We start from the raw sequence: 15,469 nt of genomic DNA on the forward strand, positions 1-15,469 counted from the left end.
GCAACCTTCGGCGCCTGTGTTCCGCCACGAAAGCGGCCGCGGAAAGTCGAAATTACTCTTTCGGCGGCTCCGCGGGAACGGGTGCTGTTCCCAACCCGCTGACATTGCGCGCCCGCACGCGCGGCTTGAAAGCGCGGCCAGGTTCCGGTGCGCGCCGCAGCACCGGATGGACGATCGGCTCCTTGGCCTTGAAGGCGTGGGCTTTCAGCATCGCAAAATAGTTCGGATAGGCATAACCATTGTTCATCCGCAGCCACTCTTCGCGGCGCTCGCGAAACAGCGTCGGCAGCCTGTACCAGGCAATGGTCGGGCTCTTGTGATGGACGAAATGCAGATTGTTGTTGAGGAACAGGAAGGAGAGCGGAGAGCGCTCGACGATCACCGTGCGCCCTTCCGGATGTTCCGACCACTGATGCTCTGCATAGGTACGCACCGAAATCAGCGACTGCCCGAGCCAGACCGGCACCAATATGTAGAGCCAGAGCGGAATGCCGAAACCGAATGTGACGATCGGCACCACCACGGCGAGGCCGATAGCGTGCAGCAGCCACGCCTTGCGGATCGCCTTGTCCCCGGCGATGATCTGCTTGGCGTCGTCGATGAAGAAGCCGATCGACGACAGCCACGGTCCGAGGATGAAGCGGCCGACCATGGTGTTGTTGATCTTGAGCAGAAGCTTCATCGGCGGCGGCAGTTCCTCATGCATCCAAAGCGCCTGGTAATAGCTCTCCGGATCGTCCAGCGGATCGGTCAGCCGCTCATCGGCGTGGTGGCGCAAATGGATGGTCTTGAAACGCCGGAACGGCCAGACCAGCCCGATCGGCAGGAAGACGAAGGTTTCATTGAGCTTGGCATTGCGGGTCGGGTGACCGTGCAGCACTTCGTGCATCAGAGAGGATTGCAGAGCCAGGATGAAGGGCAGGACGGCAAGCGCCAAAAGCGGATGGGATGGCCAGAGAAGGAAACCCGTGGCGAGCCAGGCACCGTAGCAGAAGAGTGTGAGGAAGACAGTCGGCCATTCGACCGCCGGTGTGCTGCTACGTCTCTTATTCATGCTTGCCATGCTATCGACCACTGCCCTCAGTCGCCGGAACCAGCTCGATTCCTGACAGCATTGTGTCAGGAGCCTGCCGTTATATCAACGCGACAAAGCGCACAAACTGTTGCGAGTGCGCATTTTCAGCCGCATATGTTATACATTGTAAACAGATATGGGGATTCATTTCCGCCTGAGCCACGTTCAGATCGGCTTCAGCGCAAATTTTTCCTCTCCAAAGCAGGAGCAGCGTCATGGACAAGCGCGATCTTTCGACCCTGTTCAGGGAGCGGCTGAAATTGCTCTTGACACGGTCCGACCTCAACCAGTCGGCCTTCGCGACTGCCGTCGGCATCGACCGCTCGGCGCTCTCACAACTCCTGTCAGGCGCCTCGACCCGCTTGCCGCGCGCCGAGACGCTTCTCAACATTGCGGCCGAGTTCAAGGTGTCGCTTGATTGGCTGCTGGGCCTTTCCCAGGACGAGGGCGTCACCGGCGAAATTAGAGAGAGCCTCGAGATCGAGGAGGCGCCCGACGGCTTCGACCGCACGTTGCTCGCCAAGTGGCATGCCGAGGCGGCGGGCACGAAAATCCGCTACGTGCCGGCAGGCATCCCTGACCTTTTGCGCACGGAAGCCCTTGTTGAGTATGAGGCCGGAATAACCAACAAGAGCCGTGAGGCGCAGGCCGGCGAAACGCAATACCGCATCGACTATACAAGACGGCCGGAGACCGACATGGAGGTCTGCATGCCGCGCCACACGCTTGAGATCTTTGCGCGCGGTCTCGGGGTCTGGGATCGTTTCCCGGAAGCCGAAAGGCGCAAGCAGTTGCTGCACATGGCAACACTGCTCGACGACCTTTACCCGACTTTCCGGCTGTTTCTTTATGACGGCCGCATGCGCTATTCGATCCCCTACACGATCTTCGGTCCTTATAGGGCCGCGATCTATGTCGGCGACATGTATCTGGTGTTGAACGCCACCCAGCCGGTCCGGACGCTTACCAGCCATTTCGACAATCTGATCCGCGCCGCCGACATCAACGCGCATGAGGCGGCAAGCTTCACGCAGAAGCTGGCCGCAATGTCTTTCCCGTCAGGCTCTGTCTGATTGCCGGCATAGATATCATCCTGGCCGCCGCTCATCGTTTCAGGAAAACCCATGCAAGCATCGCGTCACATCCTTGTCCCTCCTCAGTCGGGCCGTTCCATGCGCGTCAGGCGCGGCGATCTGATCCGCATCGTCGATCCCAAGGGCCAGCAGGTCTCGGACCTCTGGGCCTTCTCGACCGGGGACCGTCTCGACTGGCTGAGCACCTCGCAGACCCGCGACATCACCGAGCGGCTGTTCCCGAAACCCGGCGACCATTTCTATAGCGCCGCCGGCAAGATCATGCTGACGCTGATCGAGGACGCCTCGCCCGGACCGCATGACATGCTCTATCCGGCCTGCGACAGCGCGCTCTACGAACGCGCCGGCCTGCCCAACCACCCGAACTGCCGCGACAATCTGATGAAGGCGCTCGGCGCGGAAGGCATCGACCTGCCCTTCGCGCCCGACCCGGTCGACCTCTTCCAGAACTCCATGCCGCAACCGGACGGGACCCTGGTGGTCGAGGCATCGATCAATCCGCCGGGTGGCTGCGTGACGCTGCGCGCCGAACAGGACCTCCTGCTTGTCGTCACCGCCTGCTCGGTCGATCACCACCCGACCAATGGCGATGCCTGCACCGAGATCGAGGTCGAGATCACTCCGGCTTCGTAAGGCCTTCGCGGTCGCAAGTTCGTTGACTGGACATAAAGACTTCTTTATATCGTTATTTGAATTCGAACACGAAAGTCAAAGTCATGACCGCGACCAACCCGATTGACGCCCTGCTTGCCGAAAAGGGTGTGCTTCTGGCCGACGGCGCCACCGGCACCAATCTGTTCGCCATGGGTCTGGAAGCCGGCGAAGCGCCGGAGCTGCTCAATGAGACGTCGCCCGAGACGATCGCCAGCCTGCATCGGAATTTCGTCGATGCCGGCGCCGATATCATTCTGACCAACTCCTTTGGCGGCACCCGCCACCGGCTGAAGCTGCATCATGCGCAGGATCGCGTGCACGAGCTGAACAAGCGCGCCGCCGAGATCGCCCGTTCCGTTGCCGACAAGGCCGGCCGCAAGGTGATCGTCGCCGGCTCCGTCGGTCCGACCGGCGAATTGCTGGTGCCGCTCGGCGCCCTGACTTACGACGATGCCGTCGAGGCCTTTGCCGAGCAGATCGAGGGTCTCAAGGCCGGCGGCGCCGAAGTCGCCTGGATCGAGACCATGTCGGCGCCCGACGAGATCCGCGCCGCCGCGCAGGCCGCGATCCGCGTCGGCCTGCCCTATACCTATACCGGTTCCTTCGACACGGCCGGCCGCACCATGATGGGCCTGCTGCCGAAGGACATCCACGCCGTCGCCGACGGCCTGTCGCAGGCCCCGCTCGGTGTCGGCGCCAATTGCGGCGTCGGCGCTTCCGATATCCTGGCCTCGCTGCTCGACATGACCGAGGCGAAGCCGGAGGCAACCGTGATCGTCAAGGGCAATTGCGGCATTCCGGAATTCCGCGGCGCGGAGATCCACTATTCCGGCACGCCGGAATTGATGTCCGACTATGTGCGGCTGGCGGTCGATGCCGGCGCAAAAATTGTCGGCGGCTGCTGCGGCACCTCGTTCGCCCACCTCGCCGCCATGCGCAAGGCGCTCGACGCGCACACCAAGTCGACGCGCCCAACCGTCGAGACGATCGTCGAGCGTATCGGCCCGATGCGCAACAAGGTGGCGACGGCAAATACCCCGGAAACCAGCGAAAGCCGCCGCGAACGCAGGCGCAGCCGCGCCTGACAGGCCTGCTTTATTCGCTGCTTTCAGCGTAGCGCGACAGCGCTGTGTTGAAATCGACGACGTTCTGGCTGTCGGAGCTCATCGTTATCAGGGCGCCCGACGCGCCCGGATCGCTGATCTGCTCCAGCATCGCGCGAAAACGATCGTTGTTGAGCGCCGAAAGTGCGGTGTTGCGCGTCGCGCTGACATCGTTGCTGATACGCGCGGATTCCGGCGTGGGGGCAGAAGGTGCCCGGACCGGCATGTTGTACACCGTCCCGCCCGCGTTCCCGGTTGTATTGATATGCACTGCTGATCCCTCAAACTCTATCAGCATTGACTAACAGAAGCTCATTGCGATGATATTCCGGAAAAGCCACGCAATTTAACGATCGCAAAAAGGCCGGCAGGATTTGCCCCGCCGGCCTTCGCGATTCAGTCCCTGCCCTTCGGCCCTCTACTTGTTGCCGTCCAGCGATGCGGCCAGGCGCACCAGCGACAGGAACTCCGCCCTGTAGCCGAACGGATCGGCACCGCGCGCGGCGTTGGCGATCTCGGCGATTCGGTCATAGCCGAAATTCGCCGTCTGATCCTCGTCGCGCAGCTTCTGGCCGAAGGCGGCGACCGCAACCGAGAAGCGCTGGTCGGTGCCGGCCGCGTCGAAGGACTTGACCTCGTTGGCGGCAGTGACCGGCGTGGTGATCAGCTTCGACACGTTCTCGTTCGGCAGCTTGTAGCGGATCTTGACGAAGGCATATTCGCCGGCATTGGCGACGCCGCCATTGTCGACCGTGGCCTGGCCGTAGCGCAGCGGGTCGACCTGTTCACCGCCGCTGCCCTTCGGCGTGATCTCATAGACCGCCGTCACCGAATGGCCCGAACCGATATCGCCGGCATCGACGCGGTCGTTGTTGAAATCCTCGCGCTTCAAGGCACGGGTCTCATAGCCGACCAGCCGGTACTCGGAGACCGCGGCCGGGTTGAACTCGACCTGGATCTTGACGTCTTTTGCTATGGTGAAGAGCGTCGAGGACGCATCATCGACCAGCACCTTCTCGGCCTCCGCCAGCGTGTCGATATAGGCGGCCGTGCCGTTGCCGTTCTGGGCGATGGTCTGCATCATCTGGTCGTTCAGATTGCCGCGGCCGAAGCCGAACACCGAGAGGAACACGCCCGTCTTGCGTTCCTTCTCGATCAGCCGCTTGAGGTCGTCGTCATCGGTCTGGCCGACGTTGAAGTCGCCGTCGGTGGCGAGCATCACACGGTTGACGCCGTCCTTGACGAAGGATTGCTGGGCAAGCTTGTAGGCCTCGCGGATGCCTTCCTCGCCTGCCGTCGATCCGCCGGGCGCCAGATTGTCGATCGCCGCAAGGATCTTTTGCCTTTCCGCCGCCTTGGTCGGCATCAGCACCGTGCCGGCATTACCCGCATAGGTGACGATCGAGACGGTGTCGTCGGCTTTGAGCTTGTTGACCAGCAAGCGGAAGGCGGATTTGAGCAGCGGCAGCTTGTCCGGCTCGTCCATGGAACCCGAGACGTCGATCAGGAAGACCAGATTGGCCTTCGGCTGCTCAGCCGGCTTCACGTCGAAACCCTTGATCGCGACATGCATGAGCTTGGTGTGCTCGTTCCACGGCGTCGGCATGACGGTGACGGTCGAATTGAATGGCGTCTTGGCCGAATCCGGCCCCTTCCAGTCATAGGGGAAGTAGTTGATCATCTCCTCGATGCGGACCGTGTCCGGGTCGGGCAGGCTGCCTTCCTTGAGCGAGCGCCGCACGAAGGAATAGGAGGCCGTGTCGACATCGATCGAGAAGGTTGAGACCGGGTCCTGCGCCGTTTCATGCACCGGATTGGTCTTGAAGGTCTCGATGCGGTCGCGGTTTTCCTCCTGCGGCTGCATCTGGTCGGCCGGCATGGGCGCGGGCTGCACCATCAGCTTGGAATCGACCATTGCGGGAGGAGACGCCGGCATCGCAGCAGCTTCCCCGGCCGGAGCCTGGTCGGCTCTCGCCGCTTCATCCTGTGATTGTGGCTTGAAGTTCATCATCACCCGGGAACGCGACCCGTCCTTGCCGCCGGCCGCGAGCTGACCGCTCTCGGCCGGTGCCGGCGGGGGCAACGCATCGGGCGCCGCTTCCTGCTTGACCAGGCCGTCCACTTCCGTCGCCGGCTTGGCCGGCGTTGCCGGGACCACTTGCGAATTGGCTCGATACTCAGCGTCGGCGTCGGTCTTCTTCGCCTTGGCGGGCGCTGCTGCCAGCGGCTCGTTGATCGCGGGCTGTTCGGGCGCGGGCTTCTGCGCCGCCCGCTTGTCGGCCAAGGTCTCGGTGACCGTTCCGTTGCCGCCGATGACGGGCGGCTGTTCCTTCAGCATCTCGAAAGCGGCATAGCTGGCGATAGGCAGCGCGACCAGCGCGGTGATGGCCGGTGTGGCAATGAGTTTCCGTTGCATGATGTCTCTCCAGAGCTTTTGTGCTCGCTCCGTGAGACGAAGGCCCGCAGGCGTTCCTTGGGGGACAGCCGAAATTTTTTCGTCCAAGTCGAAGGCCTGCATCGCGGCCGCGAGCGCGCGCGCCTTCGCCTCACCGTCAGGCGCCGGTACCGCGATGTCGCGCAGCCTTTCGAGTTCGTTGTCGTCGACCATGGTCACACTTCCCCGGCTGAACGCATCAGCACCTTCAGCCGTTTCTTCGCTTCATGGATGTGCCAGGAAACCGTCGTCTCCGAGATCGCCATCACCTCCGCCGTCGCGGCGTGGCTGAGGCCTTCGCCATAGACCAGCAGCACCGCGTCGCGCTGCTTGTCGGGCAGCGTCCGCACCGCCGCCCAAAGCGTTTCGGCGGGATCGTCGGCCTCGGCCAGTGCTTCGCCCGCAATCGACGCATAGGCGCCGTAGGCATCGGTCTTGGCGGTGTCGCGGGCGCGCTTGCGCATCAGGTCTCGCGCCGCGTTCAGCGTCATGGCATAGAGCCATGTCGTGAAGGCACCGCTGCCCTGATAGTCGCGGATCGCGCGGCCGAGCCGCACGCAGACGTCCTGGGCGATGTCCTCGGCATCGGCCTTGCGGCCGCACCAGCGATAGGCGGCGCGATAGACGAAGCCATAGTGCCTTTCGAGCAATCTGCCGAAAGCCCCCCTGTCTCCGTCCCTCGCCCGCCCGATCAATTCGGCATCGGAGGCTTCGCTGTCGTCCAGCATCATCGCCATCATTTGCCTGTTGGACGAAGGCTAATGACCAATCCTTGGGGCGATGAAAAGATTTTTTTGCGGCAGCGCATTTCCTTCTCCCCGTTTACGGGGAGAAGGTGTCCGAAGGACGGATGAGGGGCAGCGCTGACATTCGAAGGCTCGCGCCGCACGGCGCGCCCTCCGCGACCTGCGAGAGATGGTTATCCGAGCGTTTCTTTGAAGAACGTCCCCAGCCGCTTCCAATGGCGCTCGGCGCCCGCCTCGTCGTAAACGCTATGGTCCTTGATGCACCAGCCATGGCCGACGCCGACATAATTCTCGATAGCATGGTCGACTTCGGCCACCCGCAAGGCTTCCGCCAGCCGCGCCGACTGTTCCGGCGGGAAGCTGCGATCGACGCCGGCAACCCCGACATAGACGCGCGCCTTGATCGAGGCGGCCTTGCGGTGCGGGCTGTCCGGCGCGTCGCTGGCCAGATTGCCGCCATGGAAGCTCGCCGCGGCGGCGATGCGGTCGGGATGGGTTGCCGCCGCGTTCAGCGCCCGCGCTCCGCCCATGCAATAACCGACGACGCCGATCGGCCCATCGATGCCTTCGGCCGTGAGCGCATTGAGGAAGGCCGCGTTGTCGCGAATGGTCATCTCCTGCGTCGTGCCGGTGACAAGCGCCATCAATTTGGTCTTGGTTTCCTCCACCGCGAAGGCGGTCTTGGCGTCGAACGGCCCATAGGGCGCGTTGCGATAAAAGAGATCGGGCACCAGCACCGCATAGCCATCGCCGGCAAGCCGCTCGGCCATCTCGTCGAGCGCCGGGCGCGGCCCGAAGGCGTCCATATAGAGGATGACGCCGGCACCGGCTTTGGTGGACGGTCGGAAAAGGCCCGCCCTTGCCACGCCGTCAAGCGTCTTGATCTGAAGGTCCTGCTTCGCCATCGCCTGCTCCATTTATCGGATGGGCGATACATATCCGCGCCAATGACCAGGGCAAGACATCAGCCGGATCCGGCGGTCAACATTTCGTGCGGGCGCTACGGCGTCCCACCCACGAAGTCAACTCTGGTCCTCGATGGGCAAGGTTCTTGCGCCGACATGCAAGGCGCGGCCGGCGCCGAACCCCATGATTGCCGCGCCGAGCCCGAGCGCTACGAACAGGAAGGCCGATCCCGAGAAACTACCGGTCCAGCCGCGGATCAACCCCACCAGCAGCGGGCCGAAGGCGGCAAGCACATAGCCGACACCTTGCGCCATGCCCGACAGATGCGCCGCGACATGCGAGTCCGGAGAACGCAGCACGATCAGGGTCATGGCGGCTGCGATCAGACCACCCTGCCCGATGCCTTGCAGAACAGCCCAGACCAGTACCGTCGAGGTCGGCGCGAAAAGAATGCCGAACAGCGCGGCCACCGCGATCGCAACAAGCGCCACGTTGATGCCGCGCTGGTTGCTCAGCCGCACGGCGATGGACGGCACCGCAAGGCAGGTGATGACCTGCGCCATCACGGACACCGATGCGATGGCGCCGGCGGTTGCCGCATCGAAGCCTCGCTCGCGCAGGATCGGCGCCAGCCAGCCGAAGACGCAATAAGCCAGCGCCGACTGCAGGCCCATGAACAAGGTCACCTGCCACGCAAGACGATCGCGCCAGAGGCCGACGACGCGAAAGCCGCGATGGCTTGCCTGCCGCCGGCTGCCCAGGGCCTGTGGGATCCATATCGCCAGCATGAGCAAGGTCGGCACCGCCCAGGCACCGAGCGCGCTCGACCACGAACCGGTGACGAAATGCTCGATCGGCAGCGTGAGGCCGGCGGCGGCGGCCGAACCCGCGCAAAGCGCCATGGTGTAGAGGCCGGTCATGACCGCGGCGCTGTCGGCGAAGTCACGCTTGACCAGTCCAGGCAACAGCACGTTGCCGATGGCGATGGCGCCGCCGGCAAGGAAGGTCGCGGCGAACAGCAATGGAACCGATCCGAACCAGCGCAGTCCGGTTCCCAGCGCCAGCACGACGAGCGCGCCGAGCAAGGCCCGTTCGGCGCCGTAGCGCTGGGCAAGCCTCGGCGCGAACGGGGCAAACAGGCCGAGACAGAGCACCGGCAGCGTCGTCAGCAGGCTGGCGCCCGTCGTCGAGAGTCCGGTCGCCTGCATCACTTCGGGCAACAGCACCGACAGGCTGGAAAACAGCGGCCGCAGGTTGAAGGCGATCAGCACAAGGCTGGCGCCGAGCACGATACGCGCGGCGCGGCTGCGCAACTGCGGGGGCTGCGGCGGCGGCAGGCTGTCGGCCTCGGCGTCGATGAGGTTCAGCCCCTCGAGGGATTGCGCCTCCAGGTCGGGTTGGCGAAATGTCTGGTTCATTGGGAAAGCAGTCTCTCAAACTGGGCAAGCACCGGCGCCATGAAGGCGTGAACGGCAGCAACCGCGCCGTCGGGGTCGCCCGCGGCGATGGCATCGAGGATGGCCGCGTGCGCATGCTGGTCCGGTTCGGGCAGCTCGCCATCGATCGTGGCATGGATGGTTTCGGTAATGGCGGCGGTGAAGAAATCATAGAGTTCCATCATCGCCTTGTTGCCGGACGCCGCGACGACCGACTTGTGGAAGGCAAGGTCACGCTGGATGAAGGCTTCGCTTCCGCCGTCGGCGACGCTACCGCGCTCGGCAAGCAGCTGACGCATCCGCTTGATGTCGGCGGGCGTGCGGCGCAAGGCGGCAAGCCGTGCCGCCTCAAGGTCGAGCGCGGCCCGCGCCTCCCATTGATCGCGCAGGCCGGTGCGCCTGACACGATCGAGAGCCGCGGACGCGTCGACGGTCGAGCGCACATAGGTGCCCGAGCCCTGGCGCGTATCCAGCAACCCTTGCGAGACCAGCACCCTCACCGCCTCGCGCACGGTACCGCGACTGACGGCAAGCAGATCGCTGAGGACCGCCTCATTGGGCACGCGCTCGCCGACACCCCAGCGGCCGCTGACGATCTCAGCGCGCAGGCTTTCGGTGGCGCTGGTGGTAAGGTTGGTTCTGACGGCGGGTTGCATCGGCCTATTCATCAAGTCATCTGATGACTTGATGAATAGGCCGACAGCTGATCACCGTCAAGCGCTTGCGAACAAACGACGACCGATCAGGTGGCGGCGCGCGCGAAACTCGCCATATGGAAGGCCTGGACCTCCGCCGGGTAGCGATAGGCCACGCCAAAGGGGCAGGCGTTGCGGTCGAGGCAGCCGCCGCTCCGGCACGATCCCCCACGAGGGCCGCGCACATGGCCGAGACAGCTCTCATACGCAAAACCCTGTTCAGAATAGGCGTCGACAGGACAGGATTTAAGGCAAGGTTTTGCGACACATGTGTCGCAAAGATGAATCGCCTCATGAGCTTCGGACAGAGAAATCTCGTCCTCGAACAGCAATGCGCCGCGATAGGCATGCCATAGCCCGTACTGGGGATGCATAAGTATGCCGAGCGGCGACGGCTTCAGTCGCTCGGCACGCATCGCCCATTGCTGGAACGGCAGATAGGGCCGGTCGGAAGGCGAAATAGCGCGCGCACCGCAGCCCTGCGCGACGGCGCCGATCACCTCGCGCGACCAGGTGTCGAGTGGATTGGCGATGTCCCTCGCCTGCTGCCGAAGCCAGCGCTGGAAATGCGGCCATGGCGCCGCGCCTGCCTGCCCGACCAGCAGCACCGATTTTGGCGGGGCGCCGGAAGGTCCGGCTGGCGCCGCCTCCTCGTCGCCGAAGCCGAAACCGCCGCGAAGGATCAGGCCACTGGCCGCAAGCACGGCCGCAATCTCCTCGACCGTGCCGCGGGAAAAAGTCATCCCTTCCGGTCCGGGTCGGAGAACGCGCTCCGCCAGACTTCCTTGTGAATGATGTTGGCGACTTTAGCCCGGCCTGAATCGGGCTCCTTTCACGTGAAGGCGTCGGCCATCGAGCCCTTCTTCTTGGCGATGAAGTCGTTCAACGCCTCGTCGATGGCCGGATCGAGATGCGGCGCCTCGTAGCTCTCCAGCCAGCGGCGGGCGAGCTCGTTGGCGCGCTGCGGCGCGGTCTTCTCGCCTTCGGCCAGCCACTGCTCGTAGGAATTGTTGTCGGCGATGTTGGAGCGATAGAAGGCGGTCTGGAAATTCGCCTGCGTGTGGTCGCAGCCCAGATAATGGCTGCCCGGACCGACCTGGCGGATGGCATCCATCGCCTGGCCGTTTTCCGACAGGTCGACGCCCTCGGCGAATTTCTGCTGCATGCCGAGCTGGTCGATGTCCATCATGAACTTTTCGTAGCAGGAGGCGAGACCGCCCTCGAGCCAGCCCGCCGAATGCAGCACGAAATTGGTGCCGGCGAGGATCGTCGAGTTGAGCGTGTTGGCGCTCTCGTAGGCCGCCTGTGCATCCGGAACCTTCGAGGCGCACAGCGAACCGCCGGTGCGGAACGGCAGGCCGAGCCGGCGGGCGAGCTGCGCCGCGCCATAAGAGACAAGCGACGGCTCGGGCGTGCCGAAGGTCGGCGCGCCGGACTGCATCGAGATCGACGAAGCGAAGGTGCCGAACAGCACCGGCGCGCCGGGCCTGATCAGCTGCGTGAACGAGGCGCCGGCGAGCACCTCGGCCAGCACCTGCGTCAGCGTGCCGGCGACCGTCACCGGGCTCATTGCGCCGGCCAGGATGAAGGGCGTGACGATGCAGGCCTGGTTGTGACGCGAATAGACTTTCAGCGCTCCCAACATGGTCTCGTCGAACATCATCGGCGAGTTGGCGTTGATCAGGCTGGTCAGCACCGTGTTGTTCTCGACGAAGTCGTCGCCGAACACCAGCTTGGCCATCGCCACCGTGTCCTCGGCCCGCTCGGGCGCCGTCACCGACCCCATGAACGGCTTGTCCGAGTAACGGATATGCGCGTAGATCATATCGAGGTGGCGCTTGTTGACCGGCACGTCGACCGGCTCGCACACAGTGCCGCCCGAATGGTGGATCGACGGCGCCATATAGGCGAGCTTCACGAAATTCTGGAAATCCTCGATCGTCGCGTAGCGGCGATTGCCGTCGAGGTCGCGCACGAAGGGCGGTCCGTAGACCGGCGCGAACACGGTCGCATTGCCGCCGATCTGCACCGAACGTTCCGGATTGCGCGCATGCTGGGTGTAGATGGAAGGCGCGGTCTTGAGCAGCGAGCGGCACAGCCCCTTGGGGAAATGCACGCGCTCGCCCTTGACGTCGGCGCCAGCCTCTTTCCACATCGCCAGCGCCTCGGCGTCGTCACGGAAGATGATGCCGATCTCTTCCAGCACCGTGTCGGTGTTCTTCTCGATCAGCGCCAGGCCTTCCTCGTTGAGGACCTCGTAGACGTTGATCTTGCGCTTGATATAGGTGAGCTGCGTGCCCGGACCGCCGCCCGAACGGGCGGCCCGGCGCGCCGCCGCGCCGCCGCTGGCGCCGCGTCCGCGCCGTCCGCCTGACGCTTCCTGCTCGACTGCCGCGTTATCGCTCATGATCGTTCTTCCTATAACTTGGCCTGAATTGGCTGGGCGGCCCATCGTCGCCGCTTCTTGCCGGATCGTAGCCATGCACCCTATTGGAAACGGCCAGCCAGCGCCAACACCTGTCGCAAAATCGACAAGAAAAGCGCCAATTTTTCAGTCGCTTTCCTTTTGCGGGAAGTCGCAAATCAGCTATGGCTAGCTTGCCCTCGCGGGTTAGGTATTGGCGCATCGATTTTTAGGCTGCGGCGGTCATTCCGAGCAGCAAGGAGCCCGAGGAAAAAATGTCCGACGACGAGATCATCCTTTCCGAGCTTTCCGACGACGAGCTCGTGCAGCAGATGCACGACGACCTTTATGACGGGCTGAAGGAAGAGATCGAGGAAGGCACCCGCATCCTGCTCGAACGCGGCTGGGCGCCCTACAAGGTGCTGACCGAGGCGCTGGTCGAGGGCATGCGCATCGTTGGCGAGGATTTTCGCGACGGCATCCTGTTCGTGCCAGAAGTGCTGCTGTCGGCCAACGCCATGAAGGCCGGCATGTTCATCCTGCGCCCGTTGCTCGCCGCCACCGGCGCGCCGAAGCAGGGCAAGATGGTGATCGGCACCGTCAAGGGCGACATCCACGACATCGGCAAGAACCTTGTCGGCATGATGATGGAAGGCGCCGGCTTCGACGTCATCGACCTCGGCATCAACAACGCGGTCGAGAAATATCTGGACGCGATCGAGCAGCACCAGCCCGACATCATCGGCATGTCGGCGCTGCTCACCACCACCATGCCCTATATGAAGGTCGTCATCGACACGATGAAGGAAAAGGGCATCCGCGACGATTATGTCGTGCTGGTCGGCGGCGCGCCGCTCAACGAGGAATTCGGCAAGGCCGTCGGCGCCGACGCCTATTGCCGCGATGCCGCGGTCGCGGTCGAGACGGCCAAGGACTACATGAAGCGCAAGCACAACGTTCGCGCTTCCGCCTGACCCGAGGCATCAGGATGGATCGACAAGAAAAGCCGCGCCTTGCAGCGCGGCTTTTTTGTTCCCAGATGATGGATGAGGCTGCCGATCAGTTGACAGTGTCTTTGACCGCCCTCGCCGTCGATTTGACGTCCTTGCCGACGCCCCGGATGGTGTTGGCGCAGGCCGTGAGGGCAAGCGCGCAGGCCAGGATGGCGATCGGCGCGATGCGTAGCAGTTTCATGGACGGTGTCTCCCTCGACAGATATTAAGCCCCGCAGCGAAAGCCGGCCCGACTTGGTCAAGACGCAAAAAACGGAACCGAATCAAACAGACAGGCTGCTCGTCATCGCCTGCGGGATGATTGCGCGCGAAGTTTTGGCCGTCAAGCAACGGCTAAAGCTCGACCATCTCGAGCTGACCTGCCTGCCGGCCGAGTTCCACTTCTATCCGGACCGCATCGCGCCGGCGATGGACAAGGCGATCGAAAAGGCCAAGGCCGAAGGCTACCGGCACATCTTCGTCGGCTATGCCGATTGCGGCACCGGCGGCCTGCTCGACCGCGTCATCGAGAAGCACGGCGTCGAGCGCATGGCCGGACCGCATTGCTTTGCCTTCTACCAGGGCATGGATGCCTATGCGAAGGTCGCCGATGACGACATGATGTCGTTCTACATGACCGACTTCCTTTGCCGGCAGTTCGACGCCTTCTTCATCAAGCCGCTCGGTCTCGACAGGCATCCCGAACTGATCAAGGATTATTTCGGCAACTACGAGAAGCTGATCTATCTCGCCCAGACCGACGACCCGGCGCTCGACAAGGTCGCCGAGAAAGCCGCTGTTATGCTCGGCCTGGTGTATGAACGCCGCTCGACCGGCTATGGCGACCTGACCGGCGAACTGGCGCGGGCGGCAGCCGGCGCCTGAGGGCTTCACGCCTCCGTTTCGAGCGCCCTCAACACATCGGCAAAACTCGTCCTGCAGACGAAGCCCAGCTTTTGCCTTGCCCGCGACGGATCGTAGACGCGGTCGATCGACGAGAACATCGTCCAACCTTGCTTGGCATAAAGGCGCGGGTAGGCCGGAAAATAGCGCGCGACGACGGGCGGCGCGTCGGCGATCAGCTCGGCGCAATCCTCCGGCCGAAACGGTGTTGGCGCCGAGATGATGAAGGTGTCGAAACCGAGCTGCGGCGCCTTCTGCAAGGCTGCCACATGCGCCTCCGCCGCATCCTCAACCGTGAGGCGGCGGAACAGCAATTCGTTGGCCTTGGTGTTGGCGTCGGACTGCTCGATCGCATGCGCCATATCGTCCGCTTCGGGAAAGAAGCGCGCCGTGCGCAGCACGACGACGGGCAGCCCATGCTCGATATGATAGAGACGGCACAAATGCTCGGCCGAAAGTTTCGTGACGCCATAGATGTTGCGCGGCTCCGGCGACATCTCCTCGGTCAGCCAGGCTGCCTTGCGTGCGCCGCCCTGGAAGCCGGCGCGGATCGCCTGCGAGATCATCAGCGATGTCGTCGAGGTGAAGACGAAGCGCTCGACGCCGCAGGCAACCGCCGCGTCGAGCAGGTTGAGCGTGCCTTGCACATTCGTCGCGACGAAGGCCGTGTTCTCAAAATGCTCGATATTCGGCTTGTGCAGCGCGCCGCTGTGGATGATGGCTTCGATGCGATACTCGCGGACAGTCTTGAGCACCAGATCGCGATCCGCGATCGAGCCGACGACCTGCGTAAGCGCCGAACTGACCGGATCGAGGCCGATGACCTCATGGCCGAGCGCTTCGAGCCTTGGCTTGAGCGCGCTGCCCAGCCAGCCGGACGATCCCGTGAGCAAGATCCGCATCGATCGAACCGCCATTTTTTCGAGCTCACGCTGTTAAGCACGGATGACAGGCGATCGCGAACCGGTAAGTTGTGCGCCAGTGATAGAAAAAACTGTTCCAGCCATTGATTTGAGGAGACACATTT

The 15,469-nt window shown here is 63.5% G+C and carries 16 protein-coding genes; 5 read left to right on the top strand and 11 right to left on the bottom strand.

The window, feature by feature from the left end; all coding sequences use genetic code 11:
* Window positions 1-52: 52 nt before the first annotated feature.
* Window positions 53-1,063 (bottom strand): fatty acid desaturase, encoded by a 1,011-nt coding sequence (locus LB572_RS09265; RefSeq protein WP_224667515.1) that lies wholly within the window; start codon window positions 1,061-1,063, stop codon window positions 53-55.
* A gap of 227 nt (window positions 1,064-1,290) precedes the next feature.
* Between LB572_RS09265 and LB572_RS09270 the strand changes: the two genes are divergently transcribed.
* From LB572_RS09270 to bmt, 3 genes are all read left to right on the top strand, one after another.
* Entirely contained in the window at window positions 1,291-2,148 is an 858-nt protein-coding gene (locus tag LB572_RS09270; RefSeq protein ID WP_140801631.1) for a helix-turn-helix domain-containing protein, read from the top strand.
* A 51-nt stretch (window positions 2,149-2,199) separates the two neighbouring features.
* On the top strand, window positions 2,200-2,802 hold the full coding sequence (locus LB572_RS09275) for a DUF1989 domain-containing protein (RefSeq protein WP_224667516.1): 603 nt from the start codon (window positions 2,200-2,202) through the stop codon (window positions 2,800-2,802).
* A gap of 83 nt (window positions 2,803-2,885) precedes the next feature.
* Window positions 2,886-3,908, top strand: coding sequence for a betaine--homocysteine S-methyltransferase (gene bmt / locus LB572_RS09280; RefSeq protein ID WP_224667517.1), 1,023 nt, complete (start codon window positions 2,886-2,888; stop codon window positions 3,906-3,908).
* A gap of 10 nt (window positions 3,909-3,918) precedes the next feature.
* Here bmt and LB572_RS09285 read toward each other — a convergent pair whose 3' ends face one another.
* The 8 genes from LB572_RS09285 to LB572_RS09320 all read right to left on the bottom strand — a co-directional run bounded on the left by LB572_RS09285 (window position 3,919) and on the right by LB572_RS09320 (window position 12,550).
* Window positions 3,919-4,197 carry a hypothetical protein gene (locus LB572_RS09285; protein ID WP_224667518.1) on the bottom strand — a complete coding sequence of 93 codons (279 nt, stop codon included), beginning with the start codon at window positions 4,195-4,197 and terminating at the stop codon, window positions 3,919-3,921.
* 147 nt (window positions 4,198-4,344) lie between these two features.
* Complete coding sequence (locus LB572_RS09290) at window positions 4,345-6,534, bottom strand: vWA domain-containing protein (RefSeq protein WP_224667519.1); 2,190 nt, start codon at window positions 6,532-6,534, stop codon at window positions 4,345-4,347.
* A gap of 2 nt (window positions 6,535-6,536) precedes the next feature.
* Window positions 6,537-7,097 carry an RNA polymerase sigma factor gene (locus LB572_RS09295; RefSeq protein ID WP_224667520.1) on the bottom strand — a complete coding sequence of 187 codons (561 nt, stop codon included), beginning with the start codon at window positions 7,095-7,097 and terminating at the stop codon, window positions 6,537-6,539.
* 182 nt (window positions 7,098-7,279) lie between these two features.
* Window positions 7,280-8,011 (bottom strand): dienelactone hydrolase family protein, encoded by a 732-nt coding sequence (locus tag LB572_RS09300; RefSeq protein WP_224667521.1) that lies wholly within the window; start codon window positions 8,009-8,011, stop codon window positions 7,280-7,282.
* Between the two features lie 117 nt (window positions 8,012-8,128).
* The gene (locus tag LB572_RS09305) at window positions 8,129-9,430 is read right to left on the bottom strand and encodes a CynX/NimT family MFS transporter (protein WP_140801637.1); all 1,302 of its coding nucleotides are present in this window, start codon (window positions 9,428-9,430) and stop codon (window positions 8,129-8,131) included.
* The gene (locus LB572_RS09310; RefSeq protein WP_224667522.1) at window positions 9,427-10,104 is read right to left on the bottom strand and encodes a FadR/GntR family transcriptional regulator; all 678 of its coding nucleotides are present in this window, start codon (window positions 10,102-10,104) and stop codon (window positions 9,427-9,429) included. The genes LB572_RS09305 and LB572_RS09310 overlap by 4 nt, the downstream gene beginning before the upstream one ends.
* Window positions 10,105-10,190: 86 nt before the next feature.
* Entirely contained in the window at window positions 10,191-10,886 is a 696-nt protein-coding gene (locus tag LB572_RS09315; protein ID WP_224667523.1) for a 4Fe-4S dicluster domain-containing protein, read from the bottom strand.
* Between the two features lie 89 nt (window positions 10,887-10,975).
* Window positions 10,976-12,550 carry a trimethylamine methyltransferase family protein gene (locus LB572_RS09320; RefSeq protein WP_224667524.1) on the bottom strand — a complete coding sequence of 525 codons (1,575 nt, stop codon included), beginning with the start codon at window positions 12,548-12,550 and terminating at the stop codon, window positions 10,976-10,978.
* Window positions 12,551-12,822: 272 nt separating this feature from the next.
* Here LB572_RS09320 and LB572_RS09325 point away from each other — a divergent pair, with 272 nt between their 5' ends.
* Window positions 12,823-13,521: a corrinoid protein gene (locus tag LB572_RS09325; protein WP_140495658.1), complete on the top strand. Its 699-nt coding sequence runs from the start codon at window positions 12,823-12,825 to the stop codon at window positions 13,519-13,521.
* 85 nt (window positions 13,522-13,606) lie between these two features.
* Here the strand turns inward: LB572_RS09325 and LB572_RS09330 are convergent, their stop codons facing one another.
* The gene (locus LB572_RS09330) at window positions 13,607-13,741 is read right to left on the bottom strand and encodes an entericidin A/B family lipoprotein (RefSeq protein ID WP_041003961.1); all 135 of its coding nucleotides are present in this window, start codon (window positions 13,739-13,741) and stop codon (window positions 13,607-13,609) included.
* 53 nt (window positions 13,742-13,794) lie between these two features.
* Here LB572_RS09330 and LB572_RS09335 point away from each other — a divergent pair, with 53 nt between their 5' ends.
* Window positions 13,795-14,424: a DUF1638 domain-containing protein gene (locus LB572_RS09335; RefSeq protein WP_224667525.1), complete on the top strand. Its 630-nt coding sequence runs from the start codon at window positions 13,795-13,797 to the stop codon at window positions 14,422-14,424.
* A 5-nt stretch (window positions 14,425-14,429) separates the two neighbouring features.
* Here the strand turns inward: LB572_RS09335 and LB572_RS09340 are convergent, their stop codons facing one another.
* Entirely contained in the window at window positions 14,430-15,344 is a 915-nt protein-coding gene (locus LB572_RS09340) for an NAD-dependent epimerase/dehydratase family protein (RefSeq protein WP_224667526.1), read from the bottom strand.
* Between the last annotated feature and the right edge of the window lie 125 nt (window positions 15,345-15,469).

The sequence above is a fragment of the Mesorhizobium sp. BH1-1-5 genome (assembly GCF_020165615.1).
GTDB lineage: Bacteria > Pseudomonadota > Alphaproteobacteria > Rhizobiales > Rhizobiaceae > Mesorhizobium.

Excerpts from the sequence above, each read along its gene's own strand:
- LB572_RS09300 (WP_224667521.1), bottom strand. The coding sequence starts at position 8,011 with ATGGCGAAGCAGGACCTTCAGATCAAGACGCTTGACGGCGTGGCAAGG.
- LB572_RS09275 (WP_224667516.1), top strand. The coding sequence starts at position 2,200 with ATGCAAGCATCGCGTCACATCCTTGTCCCTCCTCAGTCGGGCCGTTCC.
- LB572_RS09295 (WP_224667520.1), bottom strand. The coding sequence starts at position 7,097 with ATGGCGATGATGCTGGACGACAGCGAAGCCTCCGATGCCGAATTGATC.
- bmt (WP_224667517.1), top strand. The coding sequence starts at position 2,886 with ATGACCGCGACCAACCCGATTGACGCCCTGCTTGCCGAAAAGGGTGTG.
- LB572_RS09265 (WP_224667515.1), bottom strand. The coding sequence starts at position 1,063 with ATGGCAAGCATGAATAAGAGACGTAGCAGCACACCGGCGGTCGAATGG.
- LB572_RS09330 (WP_041003961.1), bottom strand. The coding sequence starts at position 13,741 with ATGAAACTGCTACGCATCGCGCCGATCGCCATCCTGGCCTGCGCGCTT.
- LB572_RS09320 (WP_224667524.1), bottom strand. The coding sequence starts at position 12,550 with ATGAGCGATAACGCGGCAGTCGAGCAGGAAGCGTCAGGCGGACGGCGC.
- LB572_RS09340 (WP_224667526.1), bottom strand. The coding sequence starts at position 15,344 with ATGCGGATCTTGCTCACGGGATCGTCCGGCTGGCTGGGCAGCGCGCTC.
- LB572_RS09305 (WP_140801637.1), bottom strand. The coding sequence starts at position 9,430 with ATGAACCAGACATTTCGCCAACCCGACCTGGAGGCGCAATCCCTCGAG.
- LB572_RS09315 (WP_224667523.1), bottom strand. The coding sequence starts at position 10,886 with ATGACTTTTTCCCGCGGCACGGTCGAGGAGATTGCGGCCGTGCTTGCG.
- LB572_RS09325 (WP_140495658.1), top strand. The coding sequence starts at position 12,823 with ATGTCCGACGACGAGATCATCCTTTCCGAGCTTTCCGACGACGAGCTC.
- LB572_RS09310 (WP_224667522.1), bottom strand. The coding sequence starts at position 10,104 with ATGCAACCCGCCGTCAGAACCAACCTTACCACCAGCGCCACCGAAAGC.
- LB572_RS09290 (WP_224667519.1), bottom strand. The coding sequence starts at position 6,534 with ATGGTCGACGACAACGAACTCGAAAGGCTGCGCGACATCGCGGTACCG.
- LB572_RS09270 (WP_140801631.1), top strand. The coding sequence starts at position 1,291 with ATGGACAAGCGCGATCTTTCGACCCTGTTCAGGGAGCGGCTGAAATTG.